This is a genomic window from Shewanella decolorationis S12 (genome assembly GCF_000485795.1).
Classification (GTDB): domain Bacteria; phylum Pseudomonadota; class Gammaproteobacteria; order Enterobacterales; family Shewanellaceae; genus Shewanella; species Shewanella decolorationis.
The window spans coordinates 412776-438848 of the sequence record NZ_AXZL01000076.1; the positions used below are offsets into that span (position 1 = coordinate 412776).

At 50.6% G+C, this 26073-nt stretch carries 18 protein-coding genes; 9 read left to right on the forward strand and 9 right to left on the reverse strand.

Annotated elements, in window-relative coordinates:
• Positions 1 to 196 precede the first annotated feature (196 nt).
• Both SHD_RS18825 and SHD_RS18830 read left to right on the forward strand, forming a co-directional pair.
• Positions 197 to 574 carry a DUF4144 domain-containing protein gene (locus SHD_RS18825; protein ID WP_039978712.1) on the forward strand — a complete coding sequence of 126 codons (378 nt, stop codon included), beginning with the start codon at positions 197 to 199 and terminating at the stop codon, positions 572 to 574.
• A 200-nt stretch (positions 575 to 774) separates the two neighbouring features.
• Positions 775 to 1899 (forward strand): site-2 protease family protein, encoded by a 1125-nt coding sequence (locus SHD_RS18830; RefSeq protein ID WP_023268584.1) that lies wholly within the window; start codon positions 775 to 777, stop codon positions 1897 to 1899.
• A gap of 84 nt (positions 1900 to 1983) precedes the next feature.
• Here the strand turns inward: SHD_RS18830 and SHD_RS18835 are convergent, their stop codons facing one another.
• From SHD_RS18835 to SHD_RS18845, 3 genes are read right to left on the reverse strand one after another with little or no spacing between them, the layout of a single operon-like run.
• Positions 1984 to 3417, reverse strand: coding sequence for an efflux transporter outer membrane subunit (locus SHD_RS18835; RefSeq protein WP_023268585.1), 1434 nt, complete (start codon positions 3415 to 3417; stop codon positions 1984 to 1986).
• 4 nt (positions 3418 to 3421) lie between these two features.
• Positions 3422 to 5392 (reverse strand): MacB family efflux pump subunit, encoded by a 1971-nt coding sequence (locus SHD_RS18840; RefSeq protein WP_023268586.1) that lies wholly within the window; start codon positions 5390 to 5392, stop codon positions 3422 to 3424.
• A gap of 2 nt (positions 5393 to 5394) precedes the next feature.
• Positions 5395 to 6612: an efflux RND transporter periplasmic adaptor subunit gene (locus tag SHD_RS18845; protein ID WP_023268587.1), complete on the reverse strand. Its 1218-nt coding sequence runs from the start codon at positions 6610 to 6612 to the stop codon at positions 5395 to 5397.
• Positions 6613 to 6963: 351 nt separating this feature from the next.
• On the opposite strand from SHD_RS18845, the gene SHD_RS18850 reads away from it, so the two are divergent.
• The 3 genes from SHD_RS18850 (at position 6964) to SHD_RS18860 (ending at position 11161) form a co-directional block, all read left to right on the forward strand.
• Positions 6964 to 7890: an extracellular catalytic domain type 1 short-chain-length polyhydroxyalkanoate depolymerase gene (locus SHD_RS18850; RefSeq protein WP_023268588.1), complete on the forward strand. Its 927-nt coding sequence runs from the start codon at positions 6964 to 6966 to the stop codon at positions 7888 to 7890.
• Positions 7891 to 8082: 192 nt separating this feature from the next.
• On the forward strand, positions 8083 to 10359 hold the full coding sequence (locus SHD_RS18855; RefSeq protein ID WP_023268589.1) for a TonB-dependent receptor: 2277 nt from the start codon (positions 8083 to 8085) through the stop codon (positions 10357 to 10359).
• 130 nt (positions 10360 to 10489) lie between these two features.
• Entirely contained in the window at positions 10490 to 11161 is a 672-nt protein-coding gene (locus SHD_RS18860; protein ID WP_011718251.1) for a response regulator transcription factor, read from the forward strand.
• 123 nt (positions 11162 to 11284) lie between these two features.
• Here the strand turns inward: SHD_RS18860 and SHD_RS18865 are convergent, their stop codons facing one another.
• Positions 11285 to 14812, reverse strand: a complete 3528-nt coding sequence (locus tag SHD_RS18865; protein WP_023268590.1) for a PAS domain-containing hybrid sensor histidine kinase/response regulator — start codon at positions 14810 to 14812, stop codon at positions 11285 to 11287.
• A 145-nt stretch (positions 14813 to 14957) separates the two neighbouring features.
• Here SHD_RS18865 and SHD_RS18870 point away from each other — a divergent pair, with 145 nt between their 5' ends.
• Together SHD_RS18870 and SHD_RS18875 are read left to right on the forward strand one after the other, a co-directional pair.
• The gene (locus SHD_RS18870) at positions 14958 to 16133 is read left to right on the forward strand and encodes an MFS transporter (RefSeq protein ID WP_023268591.1); all 1176 of its coding nucleotides are present in this window, start codon (positions 14958 to 14960) and stop codon (positions 16131 to 16133) included.
• Positions 16134 to 16135: 2 nt separating this feature from the next.
• Positions 16136 to 17125 carry an alpha/beta hydrolase gene (locus SHD_RS18875; RefSeq protein WP_023268592.1) on the forward strand — a complete coding sequence of 330 codons (990 nt, stop codon included), beginning with the start codon at positions 16136 to 16138 and terminating at the stop codon, positions 17123 to 17125.
• A gap of 118 nt (positions 17126 to 17243) precedes the next feature.
• On the opposite strand, the gene SHD_RS18880 is transcribed toward SHD_RS18875, so the two are convergent.
• The 4 genes from SHD_RS18880 to SHD_RS18895 all read right to left on the reverse strand — a co-directional run bounded on the left by SHD_RS18880 (position 17244) and on the right by SHD_RS18895 (position 21996).
• Positions 17244 to 17699 carry a hypothetical protein gene (locus SHD_RS18880; RefSeq protein ID WP_023268593.1) on the reverse strand — a complete coding sequence of 152 codons (456 nt, stop codon included), beginning with the start codon at positions 17697 to 17699 and terminating at the stop codon, positions 17244 to 17246.
• Positions 17700 to 17825: 126 nt separating this feature from the next.
• Positions 17826 to 19532: an amidase gene (locus SHD_RS18885; protein WP_023268594.1), complete on the reverse strand. Its 1707-nt coding sequence runs from the start codon at positions 19530 to 19532 to the stop codon at positions 17826 to 17828.
• A 77-nt stretch (positions 19533 to 19609) separates the two neighbouring features.
• A complete protein-coding gene (gene aguA / locus SHD_RS18890) occupies positions 19610 to 20722 on the reverse strand; it encodes an agmatine deiminase (RefSeq protein ID WP_023268595.1) in 1113 nt (370 codons plus the stop codon).
• 395 nt (positions 20723 to 21117) lie between these two features.
• Positions 21118 to 21996, reverse strand: a complete 879-nt coding sequence (locus SHD_RS18895; RefSeq protein ID WP_039978715.1) for a 3-hydroxybutyrate dehydrogenase — start codon at positions 21994 to 21996, stop codon at positions 21118 to 21120.
• A 140-nt stretch (positions 21997 to 22136) separates the two neighbouring features.
• On the opposite strand from SHD_RS18895, the gene SHD_RS18900 reads away from it, so the two are divergent.
• Together SHD_RS18900 and SHD_RS18905 are read left to right on the forward strand one after the other, a co-directional pair.
• Positions 22137 to 22844, forward strand: coding sequence for a CoA transferase subunit A (locus SHD_RS18900; protein WP_023268597.1), 708 nt, complete (start codon positions 22137 to 22139; stop codon positions 22842 to 22844).
• 9 nt (positions 22845 to 22853) lie between these two features.
• Positions 22854 to 23516 (forward strand): 3-oxoacid CoA-transferase subunit B, encoded by a 663-nt coding sequence (locus SHD_RS18905; RefSeq protein ID WP_023268598.1) that lies wholly within the window; start codon positions 22854 to 22856, stop codon positions 23514 to 23516.
• Positions 23517 to 23688: 172 nt separating this feature from the next.
• Here the strand turns inward: SHD_RS18905 and metE are convergent, their stop codons facing one another.
• Positions 23689 to 25959, reverse strand: a complete 2271-nt coding sequence (metE, locus tag SHD_RS18910; RefSeq protein ID WP_023268599.1) for a 5-methyltetrahydropteroyltriglutamate--homocysteine S-methyltransferase — start codon at positions 25957 to 25959, stop codon at positions 23689 to 23691.
• Positions 25960 to 26073: the final 114 nt, after the last annotated feature.

Genomic DNA, 26073 nt, shown 5'->3' on the forward strand with positions numbered 1-26073 from the left:
TCAGTGTGGCTTTATCCAAGACGTGTTCCTGTAAAATAATTCATATCAAGTGGTTACACACTAAATCTTAGAGTATGCCGCTAGACGCCTTCCTTCTTCGCCCACGTCGGTGGCATACTCCCATCCATGGGTTCTCTCCTAAACGCTAATTAGGATGAGAGGTTGACCAAATGAATCTATGTCCACAGGATTACGCATGACTCTAGTAAAGATGGTCGATATTGAATGGCCTGCGGTAGTCAAACTCACTCAAAATGACGAACTCCTTTACCTAGCCCATCAGCGGGATTGGCTAGAACTCGCCTGCCTGTACCAGCACCAATTTGTCTACACGGATCTGTTACTCGACAGCAGTGGCAACCAATACTTGATCCGCGCTACCCCAAGCACTATTCATGAAGATCCCATTGGCGAACTACCTAAGCTACTCAAACAAGAGCAAAAGTTGCCACTTACCGACTTTATCAAATGGGTACAAAAGCACGCCAATGCCATAGGCCAGTGCTGCGTCGCCAAGTTAGCTTTCACCACGTTGGCCCAAGGGATGGAAATTGTCCGCAGCCTAGATGATTGAAGCGACCACCAGAAAATCGATAAAAATCACAGCATAAAAGCAAGATGATCCAAAAAGCTAATATCATCAGCCCTATTTCGCAGGCATAATTTGCCGTGCACGGCTTAGCCGTATGCCCAAGGCAATTTATCTTCATACTTTGCCATAATACTCGATGTTGGTTGGGCATTATTCGGATACACATACAAACGGACCCTAAATTGGAACTACTTAAGATTGACTGCTTAGGCAAATCGCTGCGTTTGGAAGGCTCACTCGCAGGTTGGCAACAACTCTTTTGGGACAATACCTTAGTCTCACAAAAAGCCGCATCGGTCGAAAATGGCGGCCTTAAAGTCCATGAATTTGAACTCACTCAACAGCGCAGCCAATTGGCCAGCGATACCGGCGAAACACAGGTTTTAGAACACAAAATCCAAGTACGGCTCGAGACCGATGTCGTTTGGCAACCCTTTCGATTTGATTATCGACTATTAGTGGATGAGGAAGTGATTGCTCAGGGCACACGTACCGAAAAGGATATCGAACGGCAAGTACCTGAAATTCCTGTGACTAACCCACAAAAAATCAGTTTTGTCGGCCTAGCCTCCCTTGGCTTTAAGCTGCTCAAGAGTGCCAAAGTGATTAAAGTGGTGCTCGCGGGCGCGAGTGTGGCGGCCTATTCTTGGCTGTTTTCCTTCCAATTTGCCTTGGCGCTTATCGCCTGTTTGGTCTTCCACGAATACGGTCATATCCGCGCGATGAAGTATTTTGGGATGAAAACCAAAGGGATATATCTCATCCCCTTTATGGGCGGACTCGCGCTGAGCGATGAAAAGATTAATACCCGCTGGCAAGATGTGGTCATCTCGATTATGGGCCCGACCTTCGGCCTGTTGATGTCGGTAGGCTCACTTATCGCTTACCACCTGACGGACAATATCTTCTTTGCGGGTCTTGCGGCCTTTAACGCGCTACTTAACCTGTTTAATTTATTGCCGATTTTACCCCTCGATGGCGGCCATATTTTAAAGAGCATTAGCTTCTCGATGAACAGCATCATGGGCTTAATCGCTTGCGTGATTGGCGCTGCCTTTGGGGTCTATATCAGCTATACCTTGGGCTTCGCCCTGCTCGGTTTCCTATTACTTATCGGTAGCTTAGAGATAGTGTTCGAGTGGCGTACCCGCCATCAAAGCCACCTGTTACCGCTGGACAGATATGGGCAGATTTTCTCGACCATTTGGTACTTAGTGACCGTTGCCGCCCTAGTCGGCATCATCTGGCACTTAGCGGGCACCGGCGATGATATGTTAAGCCTGCCACTGCATATTCTGCGCAGCTAATCACGACTCGCATTCAGATAAAAGCGAGATAAAAAAACCGCGATAGCCTAGGGCACCGCGGTTTTTTATTTATTGATGATTCAATTAGTTATCCGCTATCGGTGGCGCGATATCGCTTCCGCCGAGGGCTTGGTAGAGCGTCGTTTGAGCCGTTAATTGGTTATAGCGGTTCTCCAGCAATGCGGCCTCGGCGCTTCGGCGATTTTCCTGTGCATCAATCCAATTTTGAATGCCGATAGCGCCATGGCGATATTGGCTCTCATAAATGGCTTCGGCCTGGGCGGCGGCGCTAAATTGCTGCTCAAGCTTCTCACCTTGGTAGGCGTATTGCTGCTTGGCCGAAATGGCGTTATCTACATCCTCGAAGGCGCTGTAGAGGGTTTTACGGTAATTCACAATCGCCGTTTGGTAGTCGATATCGGCAATATCATTGTTAATTTGCATTTGATTCCATTGCAAAAAAGGCAGCACTAAGCCCGCGCCTAAACTCCCCACGGGATTGCGCAATAGCTCTTTTAGCTCTGAGGTCGACTCCCCCACGCTGCCGGTCAAACTCAAGCTTGGGAAGTAACTGGCGTAGGTCGCATCCTTACTGGCCAGCGACGAACGCAATTGATACAGGGCAGCCTTCACATCGGGACGACGACCGACCAAGTCGGCGGGAATGCCGACGGCAATCTCAGGCACCGCACTGTCCGGCAATTGCTTAATCTCAACCGCCACTTGCCCCGGAGCGCGATTGAGTAAGATCGCCAGCGCATTTTCGGCTTCAACCAATTGTTGTAGCAGTTGGCTATGGGAGGCCTCTTGCCCCGCTAAACTGCGTTGGGATTCGAGCACATTCAGCTCAGTTACAGCGCCCGAGGCATATTGGCGCTGGGTTAACGCCAGCGTTTGCCGACTATGTTCAATACTCTTATTGCTCAGTTCAATCCGTTGATGCAGATAGCCAATCTGCCAATAGAGCGACGCCGTCGTCGCGACGAGACTCTGCGCCGTGCTCTCTCGATCCTCAACGCTTGCCAGCGCCGTCCACTGGGCTTGGTCGATATTGGCCGACACTTTGCCCCACAGATCCACCTCATAGCTAACCGATAGGTTTGCCTTGTACGCCTTGCTCGAACTGCCGCCCTCCAGCGGTTTATTCACCGACGCCGTATTATTGGAGCTGAGCTGTGGATACAAATCATCCCGCGCTAACCCCGCCTGTAAACGCGCCTTTTGCAAGGTTAAGGTCGCAAGAGTTAAATCATTATTGCTGCTGAGCACTTGGCTAATCAGCTGATTTAATTCGGGTTGATTAAACTTCTGCCACCAAGGGTCTAGGCTGACTTGACCATTTACTTGCGTGTGCTGCCACAGCTCTGGCACCTGTAAAGCAGGCGGCTCAAAGTCGGAGCGCATCAGCGCGCCACAGCCCGAGAGCAACGCGATGCTGATGGCCATCACGCTGAACTTAAGCGTTGAACCGACACGGCGGCTTAATTCATTTTGATGCGTTAAAACTCGATTATTCATTCAGTTACTCTCTCGCTAGGGCATCAACAGGGTCTAAACGCGCCGCATTACGAGCGGGCAGGAAGCCAAACAACACCCCGATTAAGGTAGAGCAGGCGAAGGCGGCAATAATAGAAGTCGTCGAATAAATCATCTGGAAACTGCCTCCCGCTTGGGCAAACACCACGCCAATCAAATAGGCCAAGGCCACCCCAAGCGCGCCGCCGCACAGACAAACCAACACGGCCTCAATTAAAAACTGCCGCAGAATATCGCTCTGGCGCGCCCCGACTGCCATGCGAACGCCAATCTCGCGGGTGCGTTCGGTCACCGACACCAACATGATATTCATTACCCCAATGCCGCCCACCACAAGCGAAATCACCGCAATAGCCGAGATTAATAGCGTCATGGTCGCGGTAGTTTTCTCGATATTCTGGCGTATGGTATCCGTGTTAATGGTAAAGAAATCCTGGGTGCCGTGGCGCATCTTCAGCAGGCTAATAATGCCCTGCTCCGCCGCATTGCTCGGCACGGATTCATCGAGCCGCACGGTAATCCCATCTAAGTATTTTTTGCCTACCATACGGCCAGAAACCGTAGTGTATGGCACCCATACATTGAGGGCATCGCTGTTACCAAAGGCGCTTTCCTTAGGCTGAGTGACGCCGATAATCCGCACAGGTAAATCCCCGAGGAAGATCACTTCACCGATGGCAGAGTTCATAGCGCCGCTACTGTTAGGGAACAGCTGTTTACGGGTGTTCTCGTCGATCACCGCATCTTGGGCTAACGCATTAACACTGTCATCGTCCCAAAACTGCCCTTGGGCGAGCTCATAGCCTCGAACCCGGAAGAACTCGGGCCCCACGCCATTCACTGTCGCCGTGACCGCCTTATTGCCATAACGCACAGTCGCACTCGAGCCAATACTCGGGGTGACGCTATCGACATAGGGTAAGTTTTTCAGTGCGTTGGCATCGCTTGCGGTCAGAGTTCGCACCCTTGCCGAGCGCCTATCGCCAAAGCCTGAGCCAGGGCGAATATCTATGGTATTGGTGCCCATTGAGCTAATACTCTTTAGGATCTCGCGCTGCGATCCTTCACCCAGCGCCACCACAGACACCACGGAGGCGATACCGATAATAATCCCCAGCATAGTTAAAAAGGTGCGCAATCTGTGGGTCGACATCGCTAGCAGCGCCATTTTCAGGGCTTCGGCATATCTATCCCAGGCCGCCACACGGGCGCGCGCCTTAGTCTTGGCAGGGATCACTTCGGTCTTAGGCGCAGCCGCAATATTTGAGGCGGGATTTGGCTCATCGCTGATTATCACCCCGTCCTTAATCTCAATAATACGGTCGGCATGCTGGGCCACATGCATATCGTGGGTCACGATAATGATGGTCTGGCCCTCGCGGTGCAGCTCCTGCAGCAGACGCATCATTTCTTCGCCGCTGTGACTATCTAAGGCGCCCGTCGGTTCGTCGGCGAGGATCACATCGCCGCCATTCATCAGCGCCCGCGCCACACTCCCCCTTTGCTGCTGGCCGCCACTGAGCTGATTCGGCTTATGGTCGAGGCGCTCACCTAAACCCAAACTCGATAACAAACTTTCCGCCCGCTCCCGACGCTCTAAGCGATCTTTACCCGCATACACGGCGGGCACTTCGACGTTACCCACGGCATTAAGATCGCCAAGCAAATGATATCGCTGGAAAATAAAGCCAAAATGCTCGCGCCTCAGCTTGGCTAGTTCATCCACATCCATCTGCGAGGTATCTTGGCCATCGATAAAGTACGAGCCCTTTGAGGGTTTATCTAAACAGCCCAAGATATTCATCAGGGTCGACTTACCCGACCCCGAGGCGCCGACAATCGCCACCATCTCACCACGGGCGATGGAAAGATTAATATCTTTGAGTACAGTCAGTTGTTGCTCACCCGCCTGAAAACTGCGGTAGCAAGCTGAGACTTCCAGTAATGGCTTACTCACGCTTAAAACCTCACGCTAGGCGGACGACGCATGCGCGAGCTGCCATCATCAGACGAGGGCATCCCGAGCACTACTTGGTCGCCTTCCTTTAAGCCAGAAAGAATTTCAGCATTGATTTTGTTATTAATACCAACGGTCACATCCACATATTGCACTTGGTTGTCCACCAGCACTGGCACTTGATATTGCGGCCCACGGGACTTACGTTCCACTGACGAGGCTGTTTTATCCCTTGGTTTCACCTTGAGCACTTGCGATGGCACTAACAGCGCATCATCAGACTTGGCAAGCACAATCGAGATCTGCGCCGTCATGCCAATACGTAGGGTACGGTCGGGGTTTTCGACATCGAACAGGCCATGATAATAAATGGCGTCTGAATCGCTGGAACTCATATTGCTATCGTCACCATCCATTGACGTCGGGCCAGGCTCAATCGCCCTTAAGGTGCCGCGATAGGGATGGTTAGGTCTGCCAAGAATGGTGAAATACACTGGCTGTCCGGGGCGCACATTGACGATATCGGCCTCGGAGATCTGCGCCTTGACCGTCATGGTATCGAGCTGCGCCATCTCGACTATGGTTGGCGTGGTTTGATTGGCGTTAACGGTTTGACCTACTTCAACTGCAGAGTAAACGACCGTGCCATCCATAGGCGCGGTGATCTTGGTATAACCTAAATCGATTCTGGCGCTATCGACATTAATTTCAGCCTGTTGTTTTTGCGCCTGTAACTGCTCAAGTTCGGCTTGATAAACCGTGAGCGTGGCTTCAGCGGCTTCAAAGTCTGCGCGGGAGCTAGCTTTATCGGCGAGCATTTGCTGCTGACGGGTATATTCGAGTTTTGCCTGACGTATTTGCGCCTGCTTAGCGCGGTACTGGGCATTGATGCTTTTAAGGGAGGCCAGCGCATTTTGCAGGTTATTTTGCTGGGCAAGGCTGTCGATTTGCGCGATAAGGTCGCCCTTCTTCACCTCTTGGCCAAGCTCCACAGGCAAGCTCTGAATTTGCCCCGAGACTTGCGCCCCCACACTCACTAACTTGGAGGCCTGCAACATGCCGTTGGCGAGCACCGAGTTTTCAATATCGCCGCGCCTAACGGGTTCAGTCACATAACTTGGTGCAGCCTCGGGTTTGTGCAGCAGAAAATAAGCGCCGCCCCCGAGGATGACTAAGCCGCTTAAGATCGATATCAGTTTACGCTTTGAGGATTTTTTCATCTGAATCTAGGTGTCCATCAATGCCAATGGGCGCAAGCGTGCATCTTGCGGGAGGAAAAATAGTGCAATCAGTATATAGAGTTAGCTCAGCGCAGTAGACGAAGGAAATGTCGATATCAGGTAAAGATTTGCAAATATCTGTGTAGAAGTTTGAAACAGAAAACACGGCCGTAACAATTCCCGCAAATGAGCTTAAGTCATTTGTGATGGGTAATTGCCCCTAGCTTTATTGGCATCTATCAAAAAGCACCAACGAGCGCAGGGCATCATCATGCTCTGGAACTAAAGTGCCATTGTCAGGCGCCGTAAAATTCAGCAAGTTCTCACTATCATGAACTTGGAAGCACTCCTATGCGCAAATTGACACTCATCGCCACTTGCCTCAGCGCACTGTTATTCACCCCCGCCTATGCCCAGAGTGAATATCAGGCATTTAGCGAATTTGGCGCCAATCCAGGTGAGTTAACCGCCTCCTATTTATCGCCCGAAGGCCCAGGCCAAGATGCGCTCGTAGTGTTACTGCACGGCTGTGTGCAGGATGGCGTGGAACTGGCCAACAATAGCGGTTTAACCGCCCTCGCCCAAGAGAAAAAGTTTAGCTTACTGGTGCCACAACAGAGTTTTGAAAATAATGTAAAGCGTTGTTATAACTGGTTTTCCGCGCAGGACACTCAAGTGGATAGCGGCGAGATGCTATCGCTGAAAAACATGATAGCCAAAGCCCAATCCCAATCTGGGGCGAAGCGCGTCTATCTGATTGGTCTGTCCGCCGGTGGCGCCATGGCCAGCGCCGCACTGGTGAATTATCCCGATGTATTCACCGCAGGCGCAGTGATCGCAGGCCTGCCTTATCCTTGCGCCGACAACCTCACCAAAGCCATTTCCTGCATGAAAAAAGGCCCCGCCGAGTCTGTTGAAGAACTGGTGAGTTTTGCCAAAAAAGTGCATCCAAACCAACAACACTGGCCGGCCTTAACCGTGTGGACTGGGCAAAACGATGTGGTGGTGAATCCTGAAAATGCCAAACAACTCTCGGCCCAGTGGGTCGCACTGACCCAAGCGAATAAAACACCAAGAGTCGAACAATATGCCGACTATAGTGTTAGCACTTGGTCCGATACGAGTGGCAATAACCTTATTTCGTTAGTCGAAATAAATAACATGGGCCATGGCATTGCCGTTAATCCAGATATTAAAAATGGCGGCAACACGGGAGACTTTTTACTAAAAGCACCTATCAGCAGCATGCCAGAAATAATCAATCTTTGGGGAATATAGGGTTTAATTATAAATAAACCCTGAGTATCGATATTCAACGTATCGGTATAAAAATAAAAACAATGAGTTAAAAACACATACTACTATAGTACCGATTTAAATTTTAAATAATTACTATAGAGTCAATGTGAATCAGAAAAATAGTAGTAAGTACCAACCTTGAAAAAATAAATACTACAACGGGAAATCTGTATGAAACAGAATACTATCAAAATGAGTTGCATTGCTTTAGCTATCTCATCTGCATTGGCAGCACAATATGCTGTTGCTGAGGATGAAAATAGCACCGGGGAGAAGCAAGCCACCTTAGAACGCATTGAAGTCACCGCCCGTAAGTCCATTGAGAGCCTGCAAAATGTACCAGTTGCAGTGACTTCGGTCAGTGCTGACGATTTAGCGGAAAATGGCATCAGTGTGATGACTGAAATCCAGCAATTTTCACCCAACACCACGCTGCAATCCAGTCGCGGCACTAACTCTACCCTCACGGCCTTTATTCGCGGTGTAGGTCAGGAAGATCCGCTCTGGGGCTATGAGCCAGGCGTCGGTATCTATATCGACGATGTGTATATCGCCCGCCCACAGGGCGCGGTGCTCGATATCCTCGATGTGCAGCGTATCGAAGTACTGCGCGGCCCACAGGGCACCCTCTATGGTAAAAATACCATCGGCGGCGCAGTCAAATACGTGACTAAGAAAATGAGCGGTGACGCTGAGTTAAACCTCAATGCCACCGTCGGCAGCTACAATCAGCAAGACTACAAGATAGCGGGTCAATTACCTTTAATTGATGACAAGCTGTATATTGGTGGCGCCTTCGCCAGCTTAAATCGCGATGGTTATGGTGACTTCATCACCTCAGCGATACCAGGTCAAGATACTGAAAATTATAACAAAGATGTTATGGCGGGTCGTGTGAGCTTAGAATACACGCCAACCGACAACCTGTTTATGCGCCTCAACTACGATAAAACCAAAGATGAGTCGAATTCAAAGGGCGGCTACCGTATGCTCCCCAGTGTCCTGACCGATGCCCCAGTGCCAGACAGCAAATACGACTCTTACACCAGTATGCCAACTTGGAACAAAGTAGAAACCGAAGGTTGGGGGCTGACCATTGAATACGGCTTGAACGATGATTGGACACTGAAATCCGTCACCTCATCCCGTGAGAGCTATTCGCCCACCAACATCGACTTTGACAACACGAGTCTGCGTATTTTGGACGTTCCTGCTATCTATGATGACGAGCAATTTAGTCAGGAATTCCAAGCTAACTACGACGGCGATAATTTGAAACTCGTGTCAGGCCTTTATTACTTTAAAGGCGATTCCTGCGGGATGTTCGATTCCATCCTGTATGAATATTACAAAGCTTACGGTGGTCTAACGCGTGAAGTTCGTGGTTGCAACAACAGTGAAAGCTATGCCGCCTACGCTCAAGGCACTTACGACATTACAGATAAATTGTCGATGACCGCCGGTTTGCGTTATACCCGCGAAACGAAGGATGCAACTGTCTATAACGGCATCATGTTTACGACGCTTTATCCCGAAACGGGCTGGATCCCAGGATATGTTCGCGATGAAAATGCTATCAACGCCAGTATTCCTAAGGTATTAGATGATGAAGAAACCTGGTCGAAACTCAATCCACGCTTAGGTTTAGAGTACCAACTCACCGACGATATGATGCTCTTTACCAGCTATTCACAGGGCTTTAAGTCGGGCACCTTTAACCCAAGGGCAACGGGACCAGAACCCGCAGTAGATCCAGAAGTCGTTGATTCCTATGAGCTGGGTATGAAGAGTGAATGGTTTGACAGGCTGCGAGTTAACGCAACCGCCTTCTACTTAGACCATAAAGACAGACAGTTCGTGACCGTATTACCCGGTGAAAACGCGTCCGATCTTAACCAACGTTTAGGCAACATTGGTAAATCGACAGCCACGGGTCTAGAACTCGAAGTGGAATACGCTGCGACTGAGTCATTGAATCTGTTTGCGACTCTGGGCTTAATCGACGCCAGCTTCGAGGAAGTGATCTCCTATGATGCCGATGGAAACCGCATCGATATCAGCGACACTTACACTATTACCAACACCCCAGATACCACGGCAAACGTCGGATTTAGCTACAATATCGACACGGATATCGGCAGCTTTGTAGCCAACGGTAACTACTACTATCGCAGCGACTACGACTTAGCCGTAGTAAATAACCTGTTGAGCCAAGACGGTTATGGCCTGCTAAACCTCGGCTTAAACTGGTACAGCAACGACGGCCATTGGCACGCGGGTCTGCATTGGAAAAACGTCACTAACGAAGAATATCTGGTCGGTAACTATGCCTTCGTCACCCCAGATGGTAATGGCGGATATATTCCAGGTTTAGGCGGTGACAATACATTAATTGGTTATTATGGCGATCCAGAGACTATCTCTCTCACTGTTGGCTATAATTTCTAGAATATAATGTTATTGACGCATAATAATAACCGACTCCCATGAGTCGGTTATTAATTTAACGGCTTTAAATATTATCTAGCATTAATTTCCAATAGGATTAAACTGGGTTAAAAAATAAAGGGAACGGATTATGTCTCAGATAAAAGTCGCCATTGCTGATGATCATCCATTATTTCGTACAGCCTTAACGCAAGCTGTTCTCAAAAATGTGAATACAGCGGAAGTATTGGAAGCGGAAAACTTTCAAGAATTAATTACGCTCGTTGAGAATAATCCTGATATTGAACTGATCTTTCTCGATTTACATATGCCCGGCAATGAGGGCTTTACTGGCTTAACCCTACTGCAGAATCATTTTCCCGATATCGCGGTGATCATGGTGTCCTCCGATGATCAGCCCGAGATTATTCGTAAGGCCATTAATTTTGGCGCCAGTGCGTTTATCCCCAAATCTGCCAGCTTAACCCAGATCTCTACCGCGATTGCTACTGTGCTCGAAGGGGAAGTCTGGCTACCGGAACACACGGATATCAATGTCGATCAGCAAACCGCTGCCGAGCATCAACGTTTAGCGAAGCAACTGGCACAATTAACCCCGCAGCAATACACAGTGCTGGCCAGCATTGCCAATGGACGCTTAAACAAACAAATCGCCTATGATCTTGATATTAAAGAGACCACTGTTAAGAAACACGTGTCGGCGATACTGGTCAAACTCGAAGTCTACAACCGCACTCAGGCGGGCTTAGTCTTCCAACAGCTGATGATAACCAGCAACGATAAACCGCCGATCAGCGCCTAACCAACCTAGGCTCCAGAATCCAAACCTAAAGAAAAACAGTGGCACTAAGCCACTGTTTTTTATCCGTATTTATTAAGCCCTACGCACCGAATGCTGAGTGCCGAGAGCAGAGCCAAATAACCTTTAGGACAATTGCTTAATCAATCGTTTTAAGGCGGTGGCCTTAACGGGTTTACGCACAAAACTGAACTGTGCGCTGCTGGTGTGTTGCCGCACGGATTCAGACGGATCTGCCGAGCAGATAATGCAGGTCGGCCGCTGGCTGCTAAACACAGGATGAGTGAGCAAGCTTTGCACCAGATCGACGCCATTTTGGTCATCATCTAAGTGGTAATCGGCAATGATAAGCTTCGGCAACAACTGCTGCGCCAGTTGCTGCTCGGCACTGGCTTTATCTCGAGCAGAGAGTACATTACAGCCCCAGCCTAATAGCAATGAGGAGATGGCCTTTAACATTAACTCATCGTTATCTATAACTAACACGCTGATATTAAAGCTATCGTTTACGCCTTCCTCTTCGCTGCGGAGCTTAACCACATTACTGGGATTACTGGGTTTAGCTTGGGCGAAGACGCGCGGCACTTCAACACTAAAACAGGTGCCCTTACCCACCTCGGAGTGCAAACTAATCTTAAGCCCGAGTAACTTAGCGATGCGATCGCAAATCGCCAGCCCCAGCCCAAGCCCAGGGATCTCCCGCGTTTGTTCGAGGCGCTCAAACTCACCGAAAATCGCCAGCTGTTTATCTTGAGGTATGCCGGGGCCATTGTCCCACACTTGGATAAGCAGGCTATGTTCGAGTCGCCTCACACCCAGCAGCACCTTAGGCACAAAATCGGCTTGTGATAGCTTAGGCAGAGCCACGCTGGCATTGAGTGGTAGCGGCGTTTGCCGATTCACCGCGCCAGCTGGGGAATAATGGAACGCATTGGAGAGGAAGTTTTGAATAATCCGTCGCAGCAAACGTTGGTCACTCTGCACTAGGCAGGAGGAAAACTGATAGGAAAAATCTATGCCCTGCTCCGCAGAAAGTACTTTAAATTCATTCACTAAGGTCGAGAGTAAATCGTTGAGTGCAAACTGGCTCTGCTCGGTTTTAAGGCTGCTGCTATCGAGGCGGGAGATTTCCACCAGATCGGATAATAGGCTCTCCACCACATTTAAGGAGGCTTCAATATGGGTGGCCAGATCCTTGAGTTCGGTCGACGTCACCCGCTGTTTGAGCATCTCGGTAAACAGGGTGAGCGCGTTAAAGGGCTGCATTAAATCGTGGCTCGCCGCAGCTAAAAAACGCGTCTTACTGCTATTGGCCGCCTCGGCTTCGGCCTTGGCTTTAGCGAGTTCCCTTGTGCGGCTTTCGACCCGCTTTTCGAGGGTTTCATTAGCCAGTTGCAGGGCTTTTTCGGCCTGAATATGGTCGGTAATATCGGTAAAGGTACTGACAAAGCCACCACCAGGCATGGCTTGACCACGGATCTCCAGCACTTTGCCATCGAGCATAGTGCGCAGAAAATGATGTGGACTACCGCTACGCATATGGGCGAGGCGCTTTTCCACCAGCTCATGGGCCTCATCACCCACAATAATGCCGCGCTCGATATTAAACCTCAGCAGCTTCTCTATCGGTATGCCTGCTTTTACCAAATCTTTGGGATAATCAAGCAACTCAATATAACGTTTGTTCCATGCAACCAGGCGCATATCGGCATCGACCACGCTAATACCCTGCTCGATGTTTTCGACTCCAGATTGCAGCAGTTCGCGGTTAAACTCGAAGATCTGGTTCGCCTCATCGACTATGCTGACCACATCCTCCAGCGGTACCTGCTGCGAGCGTGAGGCGGCATTCATCACCATCCGCGTCGAGGCAGACCCAAGCACCCCCGACAACTTAAGGCGGGTGTAATCCACCAGCTCCTCACGCCGTGTGGCTAATTGCAATTCAGAACCAAGCACTTTCGCCCTAGCCTGTAGGGCATCGGCTTCTTCCTTATTGATAAAGCGGTGTAATAGGCTCGCCAGATCCTCAACCGAGAGGTGCCGTTCCAGCGCCACCTGCTTACGGTTAACAAACACATCGGCCTGAAGCACTTCCCCCACGCTCTGCTCTTTCAGCAACGAAATCAGCACAAAACAACCGACGTTCGCGAGCAAACTATACAGTAGGCCGTGGCTGATATTATCCAGCCCCGTCAGGCCAAATAGCGCGGTTGGAGCTAACCATGGAATATTCAACAAGCCTTGGGTGACCCAAACTGCATCGGGAAAGGTCGCGGGCAGCAGCAAGGTATAGAGCCAGACTAAACTGCCCATCAACATGCCCCAAAAGGCACCTTGAGTGGTGGCGCGGCGCCAATAGAGCGCCCCTACGGCGGCGGGAAAGAACTGCGACAGTAGCACAAAGGATAATAAGCCAATGCTGGCCAAGTGATTCTGCTGATCGATATAACGCTCGAAGGCAAAGGCCGATAGCAGAATCGCCGCTATCGATATCCGCCGTAAATTGAGCAATATCCCAGCGAGCTGCGGCGTCTGCTTCGAGCTAAATTTCGGCAATCTCAGCAGCAATGGAGTCAAAATCTCGGTCGAAATCATGGTGCTGAGTACAATCGCCGCCACAATGACCATGGCGGTTGCCGCCGCAAGGCCGCCAATATACACCAAGACCCCCAGCCAAGCCTGCTGATAGAAGAGTGGTAAGGTCAGCACGTAGGTGTCGGCATCGACACTGCCGCCGGGAAAGCTAATCTGTCCCGCAAGCGCGATAGGCAATACAAAGGCATTAATCAGCAGCAGATACAGCGGCACCATCCAACGGGCGGCTTTTAACTCTTTGGCATGATGATTTTCAATCATCATCATGTGGAATTCCTGTGGCAGCGCATAGATGGTAATGGCGCCCAGCAGAATTTGTGACAGCACAAAATAGAGTGAATTCCCCTCAGAGCTCGGCGGTAAATGCTGACCCCGAGCGAGCAAATCACTAAAACCATCAAACACATAGAAAGTCGCGAACAACCCAACCGTGGTGAGCGCAAACAGCTTAACGATAGAGCTAAAGGCAATCGCCAGTACCAAGCCTTGATTTTGTTTACTGGCCGAAAGCTGCCGTGTACCGAATAAGATACTAAAGATAATCAACACGATAGTAACGATAAACGCAGTGCTGATCCCAGACTGAAAAGTGCCAGTTAAAAGATCGAAGCTGGTGCTTATCGCCCTCAGTTGCAGCGCAATATAGGGAATAGTGCCAAAGAGCGACACCATGGCAACACTGGCGGCGATTTTAGGCGAGCGGTCGAAGCGGCAGGCGATAAAGTCAGCAATCGAGGTCAAGTTTTGGCTTTTGATGATCTGCAATGTACGCATCAACATAGGCCACGCCAGTACTAGGCAGATTATCGAACCTATGTAGATGGGCGCTAACCAAGCACCCGTGGTAGCCGCTTGCCCAACCGTGCCGTAAAACGCCCACGAAGTGCAACACACCCCCAAGGACAAACTGTACACCCAAGGCCGTTTACGCCATTGATCTATCGCCTGATTTTGTCCCCATTGGGCGACAATAAACAGCACAGCCAAATAGGCAATCGATATAACGCTGATCCACCAAGTATCAACAGACAACCACGCCAGCAAGATATTCCCCAATCAACCTGTATACACCCAGCCAAACTACACTAGACAAACAAATTGTTAAACACTTGATAACAGCACGGTGCACTAAGGTAGTACTTATTTATCCCCCCCCATCGGCTAACCTACGGCCAATATTGACTCGAGGTTTTAAACAACTATGCCGATAAAAATTACCCATAAATATCTCGTAGAAGGCTTGGTTTTTACCAGTTACGTCTTATTTGCAATGGCATGGGTTGGCGGCACCGCGAGTATGAATAACATCATGGCCTCGATGCATATCGAGAGCTATGCCTCCGCCAGTTTACTGAGCGGTGCTGTCACCTTAGCCAAAATTGTCGGCACCTTTGCTGCGGCCTATCTCACCCTCAAATTTGGGGTGAAGTATGCGTTTTTAGTCGCGGCGTTATTGATAGTCACGGGCATCATGACACCCTACGCCCCAAACTATGAGTTACTGCTGGTGAGCCGCTTTTTAATGGGGCTGGGCGGCGCCTTTATGATTGTCTATTTCAACCCGATTGTGATGCACTGGTTCGCCCCCGAAGAGCGCCCTGTGATCAATGGATTAAACGCTGTGGCCTTTAATGTGGGCACGGCTATCGTGCTTTGGGGCATGCCGAGCATCAATGCCATCAGCGGCGGTTGGCAACAAAGCCTGTTGGTGTTTTCCTTGGCCAGTCTGGTACTGGCGCTACTGTGGTTATTGGTGAAGTTCGAACAGGCCCCCAGCTATCAAACCAATGCACAACAAGATGACACCCATTCATACTCCTATCTCGATGGCTTAAAAGACGGCTTTAACTGGGCCTATGCCCTCACCTACTCGGGATTATTATCCTTTTATATTTGCCTATTTACCTTTTATCCGCTGGCGGGCATCAGCCAGAGTAAGTGGGTCATTGGCTTTGGGATTGTCGGCACCATAGCGGGGATACTCTACAGCCGTAAACAGCCCCTGCGCCTACCGATTATTCGCCTCAGCGGCCTGCTGATTTTCTTGACTGTGTTAGGGCTCTCCTTTGGCTCGGCGCCTTGGCTGCAAACCCTGTGCGCCATCGTCTTAGGCTTTTGCATCTTTTTACCCGTCACCGCTTTAGTCTCGATTCCCCACGAGCTACCTAAGATGACCAGTCAAAAAATCACGGTGATTTTTAGCCTGTTTTGGTCCATCAGCTATCTGATTTCGACCTTAGTGCTATGGCTATTTGGCAAGCTAGTAGATATCAACCAAGGCAGTTACTTCGCCTCGTTTGTGCTGATCACTCTGTTAAGCGCCACTGTGTTTGTTGGCAGCTATTTTCTCCCCGAAACCGGACAAGCTAAGGAGTAAGCATGCAAGTTTCCCCACGCGGTACCGCTTCAGCAAAGCTGACGAATTTTCTTGAGTTAGCAAACCAGAATATCGCCCTCGCGAAACAGCAAAATATTCAATACAGCCCACAGCTGCTGCGGGAAAACTTAAACAAACTAGCAGCCCTAATGAGCGTTAAACCTGAGGTAAGTTATATCGCCGATAAGGCATGGCAAGTGAAAGATGCGCAGCATGGCGACAGGGAAATTGGCTGCCGTGTTTACAGCCCTGCGCCCAGTAAAGCCCTGCCCGTAGTGTTACATTTTCACGGCGGCGGCCATATGTGCGGCAGTGTGGAGCTGTACGACCCTATCTGTCGTCACCTTGCCAGCATCGCTCAGTGTGTGGTGATAAGTGTCGAGTATCGCCTCGCACCCGAACATCCCTATCCGGCGGGACTTGAGGACTGCGAATACGCCCTGCGCCACTATCAAGGCGTGCTGACTGAGGTGCAATACCAACAAGGTGTCAGCATCATGGGCGACAGTGCCGGTGGCGCGCTATGCACTAGCCTTAGCCAACGTAGCCTGAGCGACAACAGGCTTAACATCGCCAAACAGATCTTGGTGTATCCCAGCGTGGATTACACTATGGCGAGCGCTTCCTATCAGAGTAATGGCGCAGGTTTCTTGCTCGAAACTCCTAGGGTGCAATGGTACTTCGAACAGTATTTTCAAGAGGTGGCTAAGGATGCCGAGCGAGTTATACAAGCTTCCCCACTACATGGTGAGTTCAACGCCAAACTGCCCAGCACCTTGATATTTACCGCGGGCTGCGACCCATTGCGGGATGAAGGCATTGCCTATGCCAACGCCTTAACGGCGGCTGGCGTGCAGGTGCAGCACCATCAATTTGAAGACATGATCCACGCCTATATGCTGCTACAGGATTTGGTTACAGAAGAATGCCTTGCGACCTACCGCATGATTGCCGCGTTTTTAGCTGAGCCCATAACCGCGACCTCTCGCTAGCTGGCCCATTCAAACTCTCCCTCGAAGCACCTACACCCCAGATATGCTTGTAGGTGCTTATTTTTTAAGTAGTCATTAGCGGGAGGACATCATTAAACAATACAGCTATACCCCACATTTACTCGCTATAAACCACGCCAATTTTCCCATTTAAAAATGGCACTTGAATTAATTGTTCATTCGTCCAAGGAGTGAGGTAACCAATTGATATAGCGTTAGTTCCCAACTCACCCTCACCATAGGCGTACTCGTGACAGGTGTGAACCTCAATCAGCTCAGGTGTGAGCAATGACCATACAGTGACAACATCAACCTTGAACTCAACAGGCACGATATTACATGCATGAATAAATTCGACCACTTTAGTCGCTATTTCATCGCGCAACATCTCGCTTGGCTCAATAAGTAATGTGAGGGCTGTGCGTTGACTGGCCGAAGGCCCATTAACCTCACCATGAATAACCAGTTGAAAGTCTCCCCCGAGGTAGGGAATCGACAATGAGGTTTGCCAAACTTTGGATCTTCCTTTAGCTCTGAGTACCCCAAAAGGCATGAGGTCGATAGTGCGGTACATGGTTAAAGTAGAATCCTAACGCTGGAATAGGTTTGATAAATAAGGCATGAGAGATTAACGCGAAAAAAACGGGATGGGTATTGTTACCCATCCCGTTTTGTATTTCTCAGTCTTACGGCTTAGAGCTTATTGACTCAGCGGCGGTGTACGCGGCGGAATCATACGCTTATTGCCCGTCGACTCGAACGCGCCGGCAAACTTCAGCAGATTGTTATCATCGTAGGCTCGGCCCGCGAAGGTTAATCCTACTGGCATGCCAATATCGGCCATTACGCCCATAGGCACAGTGACAGTCGGCACGCCTAAATGGCGAATTGCAAGGTTACCGTTTGCCACCCAAACCCCGTTGCTCCAAGCGATATCGGCGGAGGCCGGATTCACATGGGCATCGGCGGGGCCGACATCGGCCACAGTCGGGAACAGCACGGCATCTAGCTTAAGTCCGTCCATCCAGTCTTCGAGATCCAGCTTACGGGTCTTCTCTAAACCACGCAGACCATCGGGAATACTGTCGATCTGGTCGAAGGATTTAAGGCCACGCTTAGCCATGTTGACATACTCTTCCATACCTGCCGCTAAATCACCCTCACGGTTTGGCAAGGTGCCGAGGTCATGGGGGAATATCAAATGTCCCACCACATCTTCAAGCTTGTTGAGTTTAGGGTCGTTGTTCGCCCGCAGGAATTCATCGAACGCCCAACCCGAAAGCTCCCATAATTCATCATGGAGGAATTGGGGCGTCACTATGCCACGGTTAAACACGGTCGGCGCGCCGGGGCGGTCGCCTTCGCAGTTAGACACCAGCGGAAAATCGACTTCAATCACTTCCGCACCAGCGGCTTCTAGGGCTTTACGCGCCGCTTCCCACAAATCGATAACCGATTGGCGAGTATGGATACGTTGTCCCGTTGGCCCACCGATACCTGGGTTTTCGCTGGTACCCGCGAGTTCATCTTTGTTGATGTACATGCGTGGTACGCCAAAACGCTTCCCCTTAAGGGTGTCGGCGCTAGCGGCGAGTGCCAGATAGGATTCTGGGCGAACGCTAGACGCTTTAGGGATTTGAACCCAAGGTTGCAGGCGCCAGAGGTCGCCACGGGTGATAGGGTCATCGGCCACAATCACATCGAGCACTTCGAGCATATCCGCCATAGTGCGGGTATAAGGCACGACCACGTCCATGGTTGGGGTTAATGGCCAGTTGCCGCGCACCGAAATCACGCCGCGAGACGGCGTATAGGCACACAAACCGTTGTTGGACGCGGGGCCACGGCCACTCGACCAAGTCTCTTCGGCAAGACCGAACGCCGAGTAGCTTGCCGCCGTTCCTGTGCCCGCTCCGTTGGATGAGCCCGAGGCAAAGGGCGCCGTCAGATAGTTCGCATTGTAGGGGCTTTCGGCGCGGCCATAGTGACCACGCTGCATGCCGCCATTCGCCATCGGTGGCATATTGGTTTTGCCTAAGCAAATAGCACCCGCGGCGCGTAGGCGCTCGACGGCAAAGGCATCGTACTGGGCCACTAAATCTTTAAATGCTGGGCTGCCAGACGCCGCCGTCATCCCCTTCACTAAATAACTGTCCTTAGCGGTGTAAGGAATACCATCGAGCGGGCTTAAGGTTTCGCCACGGGCACGGCGCGCATCGGAAGCCTCGGCTTCTTTGAGCGCATCGGGATTGTGCACCACTAACGCATTCAGCTTTGTCTCAGTGGCAGGACCATCGTAAGCCGCCACTCGAGCCAAATAGGATTTCACCAACTCAACCGCAGTCGTGCGGCCAGATTCGAGCGCTTCACGCAACTCGGCAATGGAAACTTCAGTCACTTCAAACATCTTACGCCCTCCCGCAGAAAGCCAATTGTGGTGCAATAACAGTGACATCAAGCGTCATACTGTTCTCCTTGGTGTACTTACTTTCCAGAAGGGATCTGCTGGGTAATACAATGGATATTGCCGCCACCTAATAAAATCTCCCGCGCAGGCACACCCACAATCTTGTGCTCAGGGAAAATTTCCTGCAGTTTTTGCGCAGCGATATCGTCGGTGGCAGGGTCAAGCAGTGGGAAGACGATACGATCGTTGGTGATTAAAAAGTTCACATAAGAACCCGCTAAGCGCTCGCCCGCAGTGCGTGGTACGCCAGTGCCTTCTGTCACGCCTCTTGATTCTTCTTCGGTGCAATACAGTGGACCCGGTTGTGGCAGCAGGTGAATTTTTAACTTGCGACCTTGGGCGTCAACTGTGTTTTGCAACACGTCCAGCGCAGCTTTTGAGCGTGGGTATTGTGGATCGGTTTCATCGTCGGTCCAGTGCAGGATTACTTCGCCTGGGCGCGCGAAACAACACATGTTGTCGATATGGCCGTCGGTTTCGTCCATATAAACGCCCGCTTCCAACCAGATAAACTGCTTAACATTCAAATAGTCACGCAGTAAAGCTTCGATCTGCTCTTTCGTCAGGTCTGGGTTACGGTTGGCGTTCAGTAAACATTCGGCCGTGGTCATACAGGTGCCTTCACCATCAACATGGATGGAGCCACCTTCGAGGATCAGCGGCGCACTATAACGGGCAAAACCATGTTGCTTGAGCATTTGTGCGGCAACCTGTTCGTCTTTATCCCATGGGAAATACAGACCACCGTTGTGACCACCCCAAGCATTGAAGCCCCAATCCACACCACGGCATTCGCCCTCGGCATTAACCACCACAGTAGGTCCTGTATCGCGAGCCCAGCAGTCGTTGCTGTCGATTTCGACTAGAGTCACGTGGGAAGGCATCACTTTTTGAGCTTGTGCTAAAAAGGCTTGAGGTACACCCATATAAACGGGAGTTGCCCCACCAATGGCATCGGCCACCTTAGCAAAGGTCGCTTGAGCATAAGCACCTGCAGAGCGCCAGTTATCAGGACGATATGGCCAAATCATCCATACGGCTTGCTGCGCCGCCCATTCGGCGGGCATATAAAAACCATCTTGTGATGGCTTAGTCGTTAACTGCGTGGCATCCACATTCGCGTTTGTCATGAGTTTTGTCTCCAGTAATGCTCAAATCTATAAGGGTGTACGCCCCATTTAGGACGACAGAATAGAAATACACCTAACATAATCAAATAAATACATCGAATAACCGCATTCATCACGCGGCGCGTTAGGTCAAAATTGCCACGTCTTCACTAGGTGAGTTTTCACCTGATAAAAATTCTGGCGCCTATCTTATCATTTAAGACGGCTTTCGCTGAATAGTGCTATGCAGGGCATTGCTGAGAATTTACAGGATAATGCGCTATTTGCTGTCAGTAGCTGCTCCCACACATCCACCCAAGCCAATGCAAAAAGGCGAACCATAAGGTTCGCCTTTGTTACTTAATTCTTAACAAGCAAGTGAAAATGAATGTTGGACTGTCGCAGTCAATACAAAACTATTGCGCGGTCCAGGCGCCGTCCATGGCCAGCGAGGCGCCCGTAATTCCCCGCGCCGCATTGCTACATAAAAACAGCACAAACTCGCCAATCTGACGTGGGTCGAGCATCTCTGGCAGGGGTTGTTTTGCCGTGACGAGCTGGTACTTAGCCTCGTCGTAACTTAAACCCTTATTGCTGGCGATAGCCTCAATCTGCTTGTTGATCAGCGGCGTATCCACCCAGCCAGGGCAAATAGCATTGACGGTAATCCCCTGCTCGGCGCACTCAATAGCCACGACTTTGGTTAATCCGACAATCCCGTGTTTAGCCGCACAATAGGCCGCCTTGTTGACCGAGGCCACTAAGCCATGCACCGAGGCGATATTGATAATGCGGCCCCAGCGCTTTTCGGCCATCGCAGGCACGGCTTGTTGAATGGTATGAAAGGCCGAGGATAGGTTAATGGCGATAATGTCGTTCCATTTATCAATCGGGAAATGCGCGACATTTTCAGTGTATTGAATACCGGCGTTATTCACCAAAATATCAATACTACCCAATGCCTTAACACCCGCATTCATAAAGGCATGAATGCTCTCGGGATCCCGCAGATCGGCATTACTGAAGAAAGTGTGAATATGATATTGCTCGGCAAACTCCGCCGCGAGGCGCCGCCCCTCGGCCTCTGGCATTAACCCGTGCAGGATCAGATGACAACCTTGCTCCGCCAGCACATGGGCCGTTGCTAAACCTATTCCACTGGTGGAACCGGTGATCAGCCCTACCTTGCCCTTTAAGCTTGAGTGTTCAACCGCCATATTGCTTGTCTCCCGATGCTTTAAAATCCAGTCACAGTCCTTTAGCCATGCCTTGAACACAGGCATGGCGGGGTGCACATCCTCAATGCCCCAGACTCAATGCCATTAGAATATGGCAATTGGCCGCGTTTTTATTTGGCACCTTAGTACCATAGGAGCGCCCGAAAAATTGGGTAATAGTAAGCGCCACACTTTCAGCAAGCGTAAGAGAGCACTCCATGTCTGGATTGAATAAGGTGGTTACCAGCTACGCCGATGCGTTAGCGGGACTCGAAGATGGGATGACGGTGATCGCGGGCGGCTTTGGCCTTTGCGGTATTCCTGAAAATCTCATCAAAGAAATCAAACACAAGGGCACAAAAAACCTGACCGTCGTCTCCAATAACTGCGGTACCACGGAATACGGGCTTGGCATCTTACTGCTCGATAAACAGATCAAAAAAATGATCGCCTCCTATGTGGGCGAGAATGCCAACTTCGAGGCGCAGATGATGTCTGGCGAACTGGAAGTCGAACTCACGCCGCAGGGCACGTTAGCGGAAAAAATGCGGGCGGCTGGCGCGGGCATCCCGGCTTTTTATACCGCAACAGGCTATGGCACTGACGTGGCAATAGGTAAAGAAGTCAAAGAATTCAATGGTCGCCATTATATTCTTGAAAAGTCCATTACAGGCGACTTTGCCATAGTCAAAGCCTGGAAGGCCGACACCTTCGGTAATTTAGTCTTTCGCAAAACTGCCCGTAACTTCAATCCCCTTGCCGCCACAGCGGGCAAGATAACCGTGGTGGAGGTGGAGGAAATTGTCGAGCCGGGTCAATTAGATCCCGATGAAATCCATACGCCCGGCATCTATGTCGACCGACTTATCCAAGGCAGCTTTGAGAAACGTATCGAACAACTAACCACCCGCCCCTCCAGCAAATAGGATTTGGTTATGGCACTTTCAAGAGAACAACTCGCCCAGCGCGTCGCCCAAGAACTCAAAGATGGCTATTACGTGAATCTCGGCATTGGTATCCCCACACTGGTGGCCAACTATATTCCCGAAGGCATTGAAGTGATGCTGCAATCCGAAAATGGCCTGTTAGGGATGGGGCCTTTTCCGACGATGGAAGAGGTCGATGCCGACTTAATCAATGCCGGCAAGCAGACAGTGACTATGGCAAGGGGCGCCGCCCTCTTCGACTCGGCCGAGTCCTTTGCGATGATCCGCGGCGGCCATGTGGATCTCACCGTATTAGGCGCCTTTGAGGTCGACACTCAGGGCAATATCGCCTCCTATATGATCCCGGGCAAACTGATTAAGGGCATGGGCGGCGCCATGGATCTTGTCGCTGGCGCCGACAATATTATCGTGACCATGACCCACGCCTCAAAACACGGTGAATCTAAGCTATTAACCGAGTGCACCCTGCCGCTAACGGGTAAGGGCTGTATCAAAAAAGTGCTGACGGATCTGGCCTTTATCGAAATAAAAGAAGGCAAGTTCCATCTGCTCGAACGTGCGCCCGGCGTGAGTATCGAAGAGATTATCAAGCTCACCGCTGGCGAATTGGTGGTACCTGAGCATGTCCCCGAGATGATGTTTAACGAATAAGCACCATTCAGTGAATAAGCGCTGTTTAACAAATAAGCGCCATTTAACAGTAGGTTCAAGCGGGCATTCCAATATGCCTTTGCAAATCACCAATAAAAACAGGGATACCTTAGGTATCCCTGTTTTTATTACACTATGCCAAAGAGGCATTTATTGCGGATATTACACGCGCTTAGCCAAGGCGGCGACGCAATTCGCGGGTCGCATCGACCATGTTCTTCAGCGCGGGCTCAACCTCATCCCAAGTGCGGGTCTTAAGGCCACAATCGGGGTTAACCCAGAGTTGGCGCACTGGCACTTTTTGCGCCGCTTTCTCGATAAGGTGCACCATGGCCTCCACACTTGGGGTATTTGGCGAGTGGATATCGTAAACGCCTGGGCCAATTTCATTTGGATATTCAAAATCTTCAAAGGCGTTGAGCAGTTCCATACGTGAACGTGAGGTCTCGATGGTGATCACATCCGCATCCATAGCGGCAATGGCTGCGATAGTGTCGTTAAACTCGCTGTAGCACATATGGGTGTGGATTTGGGTTTCATCCACAACACCCGCTGCACTCAGTTTAAAGGCATTAACCGCCCAATCTAAGTAAGCTTGCCACTCGCTTTGCTTTAATGGCAGACCTTCGCGGAAGGCTGGCTCATCAATTTGAATAATGCCGATGCCCGCATTTTGTAAATCCACCACTTCATCACGGATAGCCAGCGCCAATTGGGTGGCAATGGTATCGCGGCTGATATCTTCACGGGCAAACGACCAATGTAGAATCGTCACCGGGCCCGTTAACATGCCTTTGACCGGTTTGTCCGTCAGGCTTTGGGCAAATACAGCCCAATCAACCGTCATGGCTTTCGGGCGGCTCACATCACCATAAATCAAGGGCGGCTTAACACAGCGAGAACCATAACTCTGTACCCAACCATTTTTGGTAAAGCCCACGCCCTCGAGCTGCTCGCCGAAGTATTCCACCATGTCATTACGCTCGGCCTCACCGTGTACCAGCACATCGATACCGAGTTTAAGTTGACGGTCTATGGTATCGCGGGTTACTTGCTGCAACTGCTCAGTATATTGGGCATCGCTTAGTTCCCCTTTGCGCCAGCGGCTACGTAAACCTCGAATGGCAGGCGTTTGTGGGAATGAGCCAATTGTGGTCGTGGGCAGTAATGGCAAACGATACTTGCGCTGCTGCACCGCTTGGCGCTCAGTAAATTCGCTCACACGTTCATAGTCGGCTTGGGTGAGCGCAGCGACACGGGCGATGACTTTTGCATCCGCCGCCTGTGCCTTAGCCTCACGACGTGCCAAACAAGTGTTAACTATCTCTTTGGCCGCGACAGACTCCGGGGCCTGCAACAATTGGCGCACATTGGCCAGTTCCAACAGCTTTTGCTTAGCAAACGCAAGCTGCTGGCGCAGCGTCGGCGCGAGCGTTGTCTCCACCTCTAAATCCACAGGGCTGTGAAGCAGTGAACAGGAAGAGCCAATCCATAGGCGCGCACCTAAATCTCTGGCAACACTGCCGATACGCTCGACAATCAGGTCAACCTCTGCCGCCCACACGTTACGGCCATTAACTACACCCGCTGACAGAATTTGATCTGCTCTTAAGGCATTGGCAAACAAGGCCAATTGTTCAGGAGCTGTCACTAAATCGAGGTGCAGCCCCGCCACTGGCAGCGCGGAAACCAGCGCCTGATGATGACTAATGCTGCCATAGTAGCTAGTGAGTAAAATCTTCACTTGAGCCGTTTTAAGCGCTTGATACGCTTCGCTAATCGCTGCTTGCCAATCGGCGGTTAATTCGAGTGCAAGAATCGGTTCTTCAAGCTGTACCCAAGTCACGCCCTGCGCGGCAAAACGCGCAAGAATGTCGGCATAGGCCTTTAACAGATTGGGCAATAGGCTAAGTTTATCGAAATCCTGACCCACGGTTTTGGCCAGATACAAGTAACTCACAGGACCTAACAACACGGGCTTGGCTTGATAACCCAGCGCCTGTGCCTCGGCCACTTCATCAAAAAACTGCTCATAGGCGATAGAGAACACTTGGTCTTGCTTAAGCTCTGGCACTAAGTAGTGATAGTTAGTGTTGAAATACTTAGTCATTTCCGAGGCTGGCGCATCGGTGCCCGTTGGCGCACGACCACGGGCAACGCGGAATAAGGTATCAAGATCGATAGCGCCCTCGCCGCGGTGACGATCAGGGATGGCGTTAAGGGTCGCACTTAGGGTTAACACTTGATCGTAAAAAGCAAAATCCCCCACTGGTACTTGCTCGATCCCCGCGGCCACTTGCCATTGCCAATGGGTACGACGTAACTCCTTAGCCACCTCATGCAGTTCAGCTTGAGTGCTCTCACCACGCCAGTATTTTTCGAGGGCAAATTTCAGTTCACGACGACGCCCGATACGGGGAAAACCAAGACTGTTTAATTGCATACCATATCTTCCTTTATTTGAGATAAGCCATATTCGGCACTAGCACCCAGCTGATGGTGTTTTCTTGGCAACTTTTTGCATTTAAGCCTAGATAAATCACAATGGGCGTCTGGA

What these genes read in the sequence shown, in the direction of transcription:
- SHD_RS18845 (WP_023268587.1), bottom strand. Translation starts at nt 6,612, where the DNA reads ATGAAAAAATCCTCAAAGCGTAAACTGATATCGATCTTAAGCGGCTTA.
- SHD_RS18855 (WP_023268589.1), top strand. Translation starts at nt 8,083, where the DNA reads ATGAAACAGAATACTATCAAAATGAGTTGCATTGCTTTAGCTATCTCA.
- SHD_RS18885 (WP_023268594.1), bottom strand. Translation starts at nt 19,532, where the DNA reads ATGTTTGAAGTGACTGAAGTTTCCATTGCCGAGTTGCGTGAAGCGCTC.
- SHD_RS18880 (WP_023268593.1), bottom strand. Translation starts at nt 17,699, where the DNA reads ATGTACCGCACTATCGACCTCATGCCTTTTGGGGTACTCAGAGCTAAA.
- SHD_RS18875 (WP_023268592.1), top strand. Translation starts at nt 16,136, where the DNA reads ATGCAAGTTTCCCCACGCGGTACCGCTTCAGCAAAGCTGACGAATTTT.
- SHD_RS18860 (WP_011718251.1), top strand. Translation starts at nt 10,490, where the DNA reads ATGTCTCAGATAAAAGTCGCCATTGCTGATGATCATCCATTATTTCGT.
- SHD_RS18850 (WP_023268588.1), top strand. Translation starts at nt 6,964, where the DNA reads ATGCGCAAATTGACACTCATCGCCACTTGCCTCAGCGCACTGTTATTC.
- SHD_RS18825 (WP_039978712.1), top strand. Translation starts at nt 197, where the DNA reads ATGACTCTAGTAAAGATGGTCGATATTGAATGGCCTGCGGTAGTCAAA.
- SHD_RS18905 (WP_023268598.1), top strand. Translation starts at nt 22,854, where the DNA reads ATGGCACTTTCAAGAGAACAACTCGCCCAGCGCGTCGCCCAAGAACTC.
- metE (WP_023268599.1), bottom strand. Translation starts at nt 25,959, where the DNA reads ATGCAATTAAACAGTCTTGGTTTTCCCCGTATCGGGCGTCGTCGTGAA.
- SHD_RS18870 (WP_023268591.1), top strand. Translation starts at nt 14,958, where the DNA reads ATGCCGATAAAAATTACCCATAAATATCTCGTAGAAGGCTTGGTTTTT.
- aguA (WP_023268595.1), bottom strand. Translation starts at nt 20,722, where the DNA reads ATGACAAACGCGAATGTGGATGCCACGCAGTTAACGACTAAGCCATCA.
- SHD_RS18835 (WP_023268585.1), bottom strand. Translation starts at nt 3,417, where the DNA reads ATGAATAATCGAGTTTTAACGCATCAAAATGAATTAAGCCGCCGTGTC.
- SHD_RS18900 (WP_023268597.1), top strand. Translation starts at nt 22,137, where the DNA reads ATGTCTGGATTGAATAAGGTGGTTACCAGCTACGCCGATGCGTTAGCG.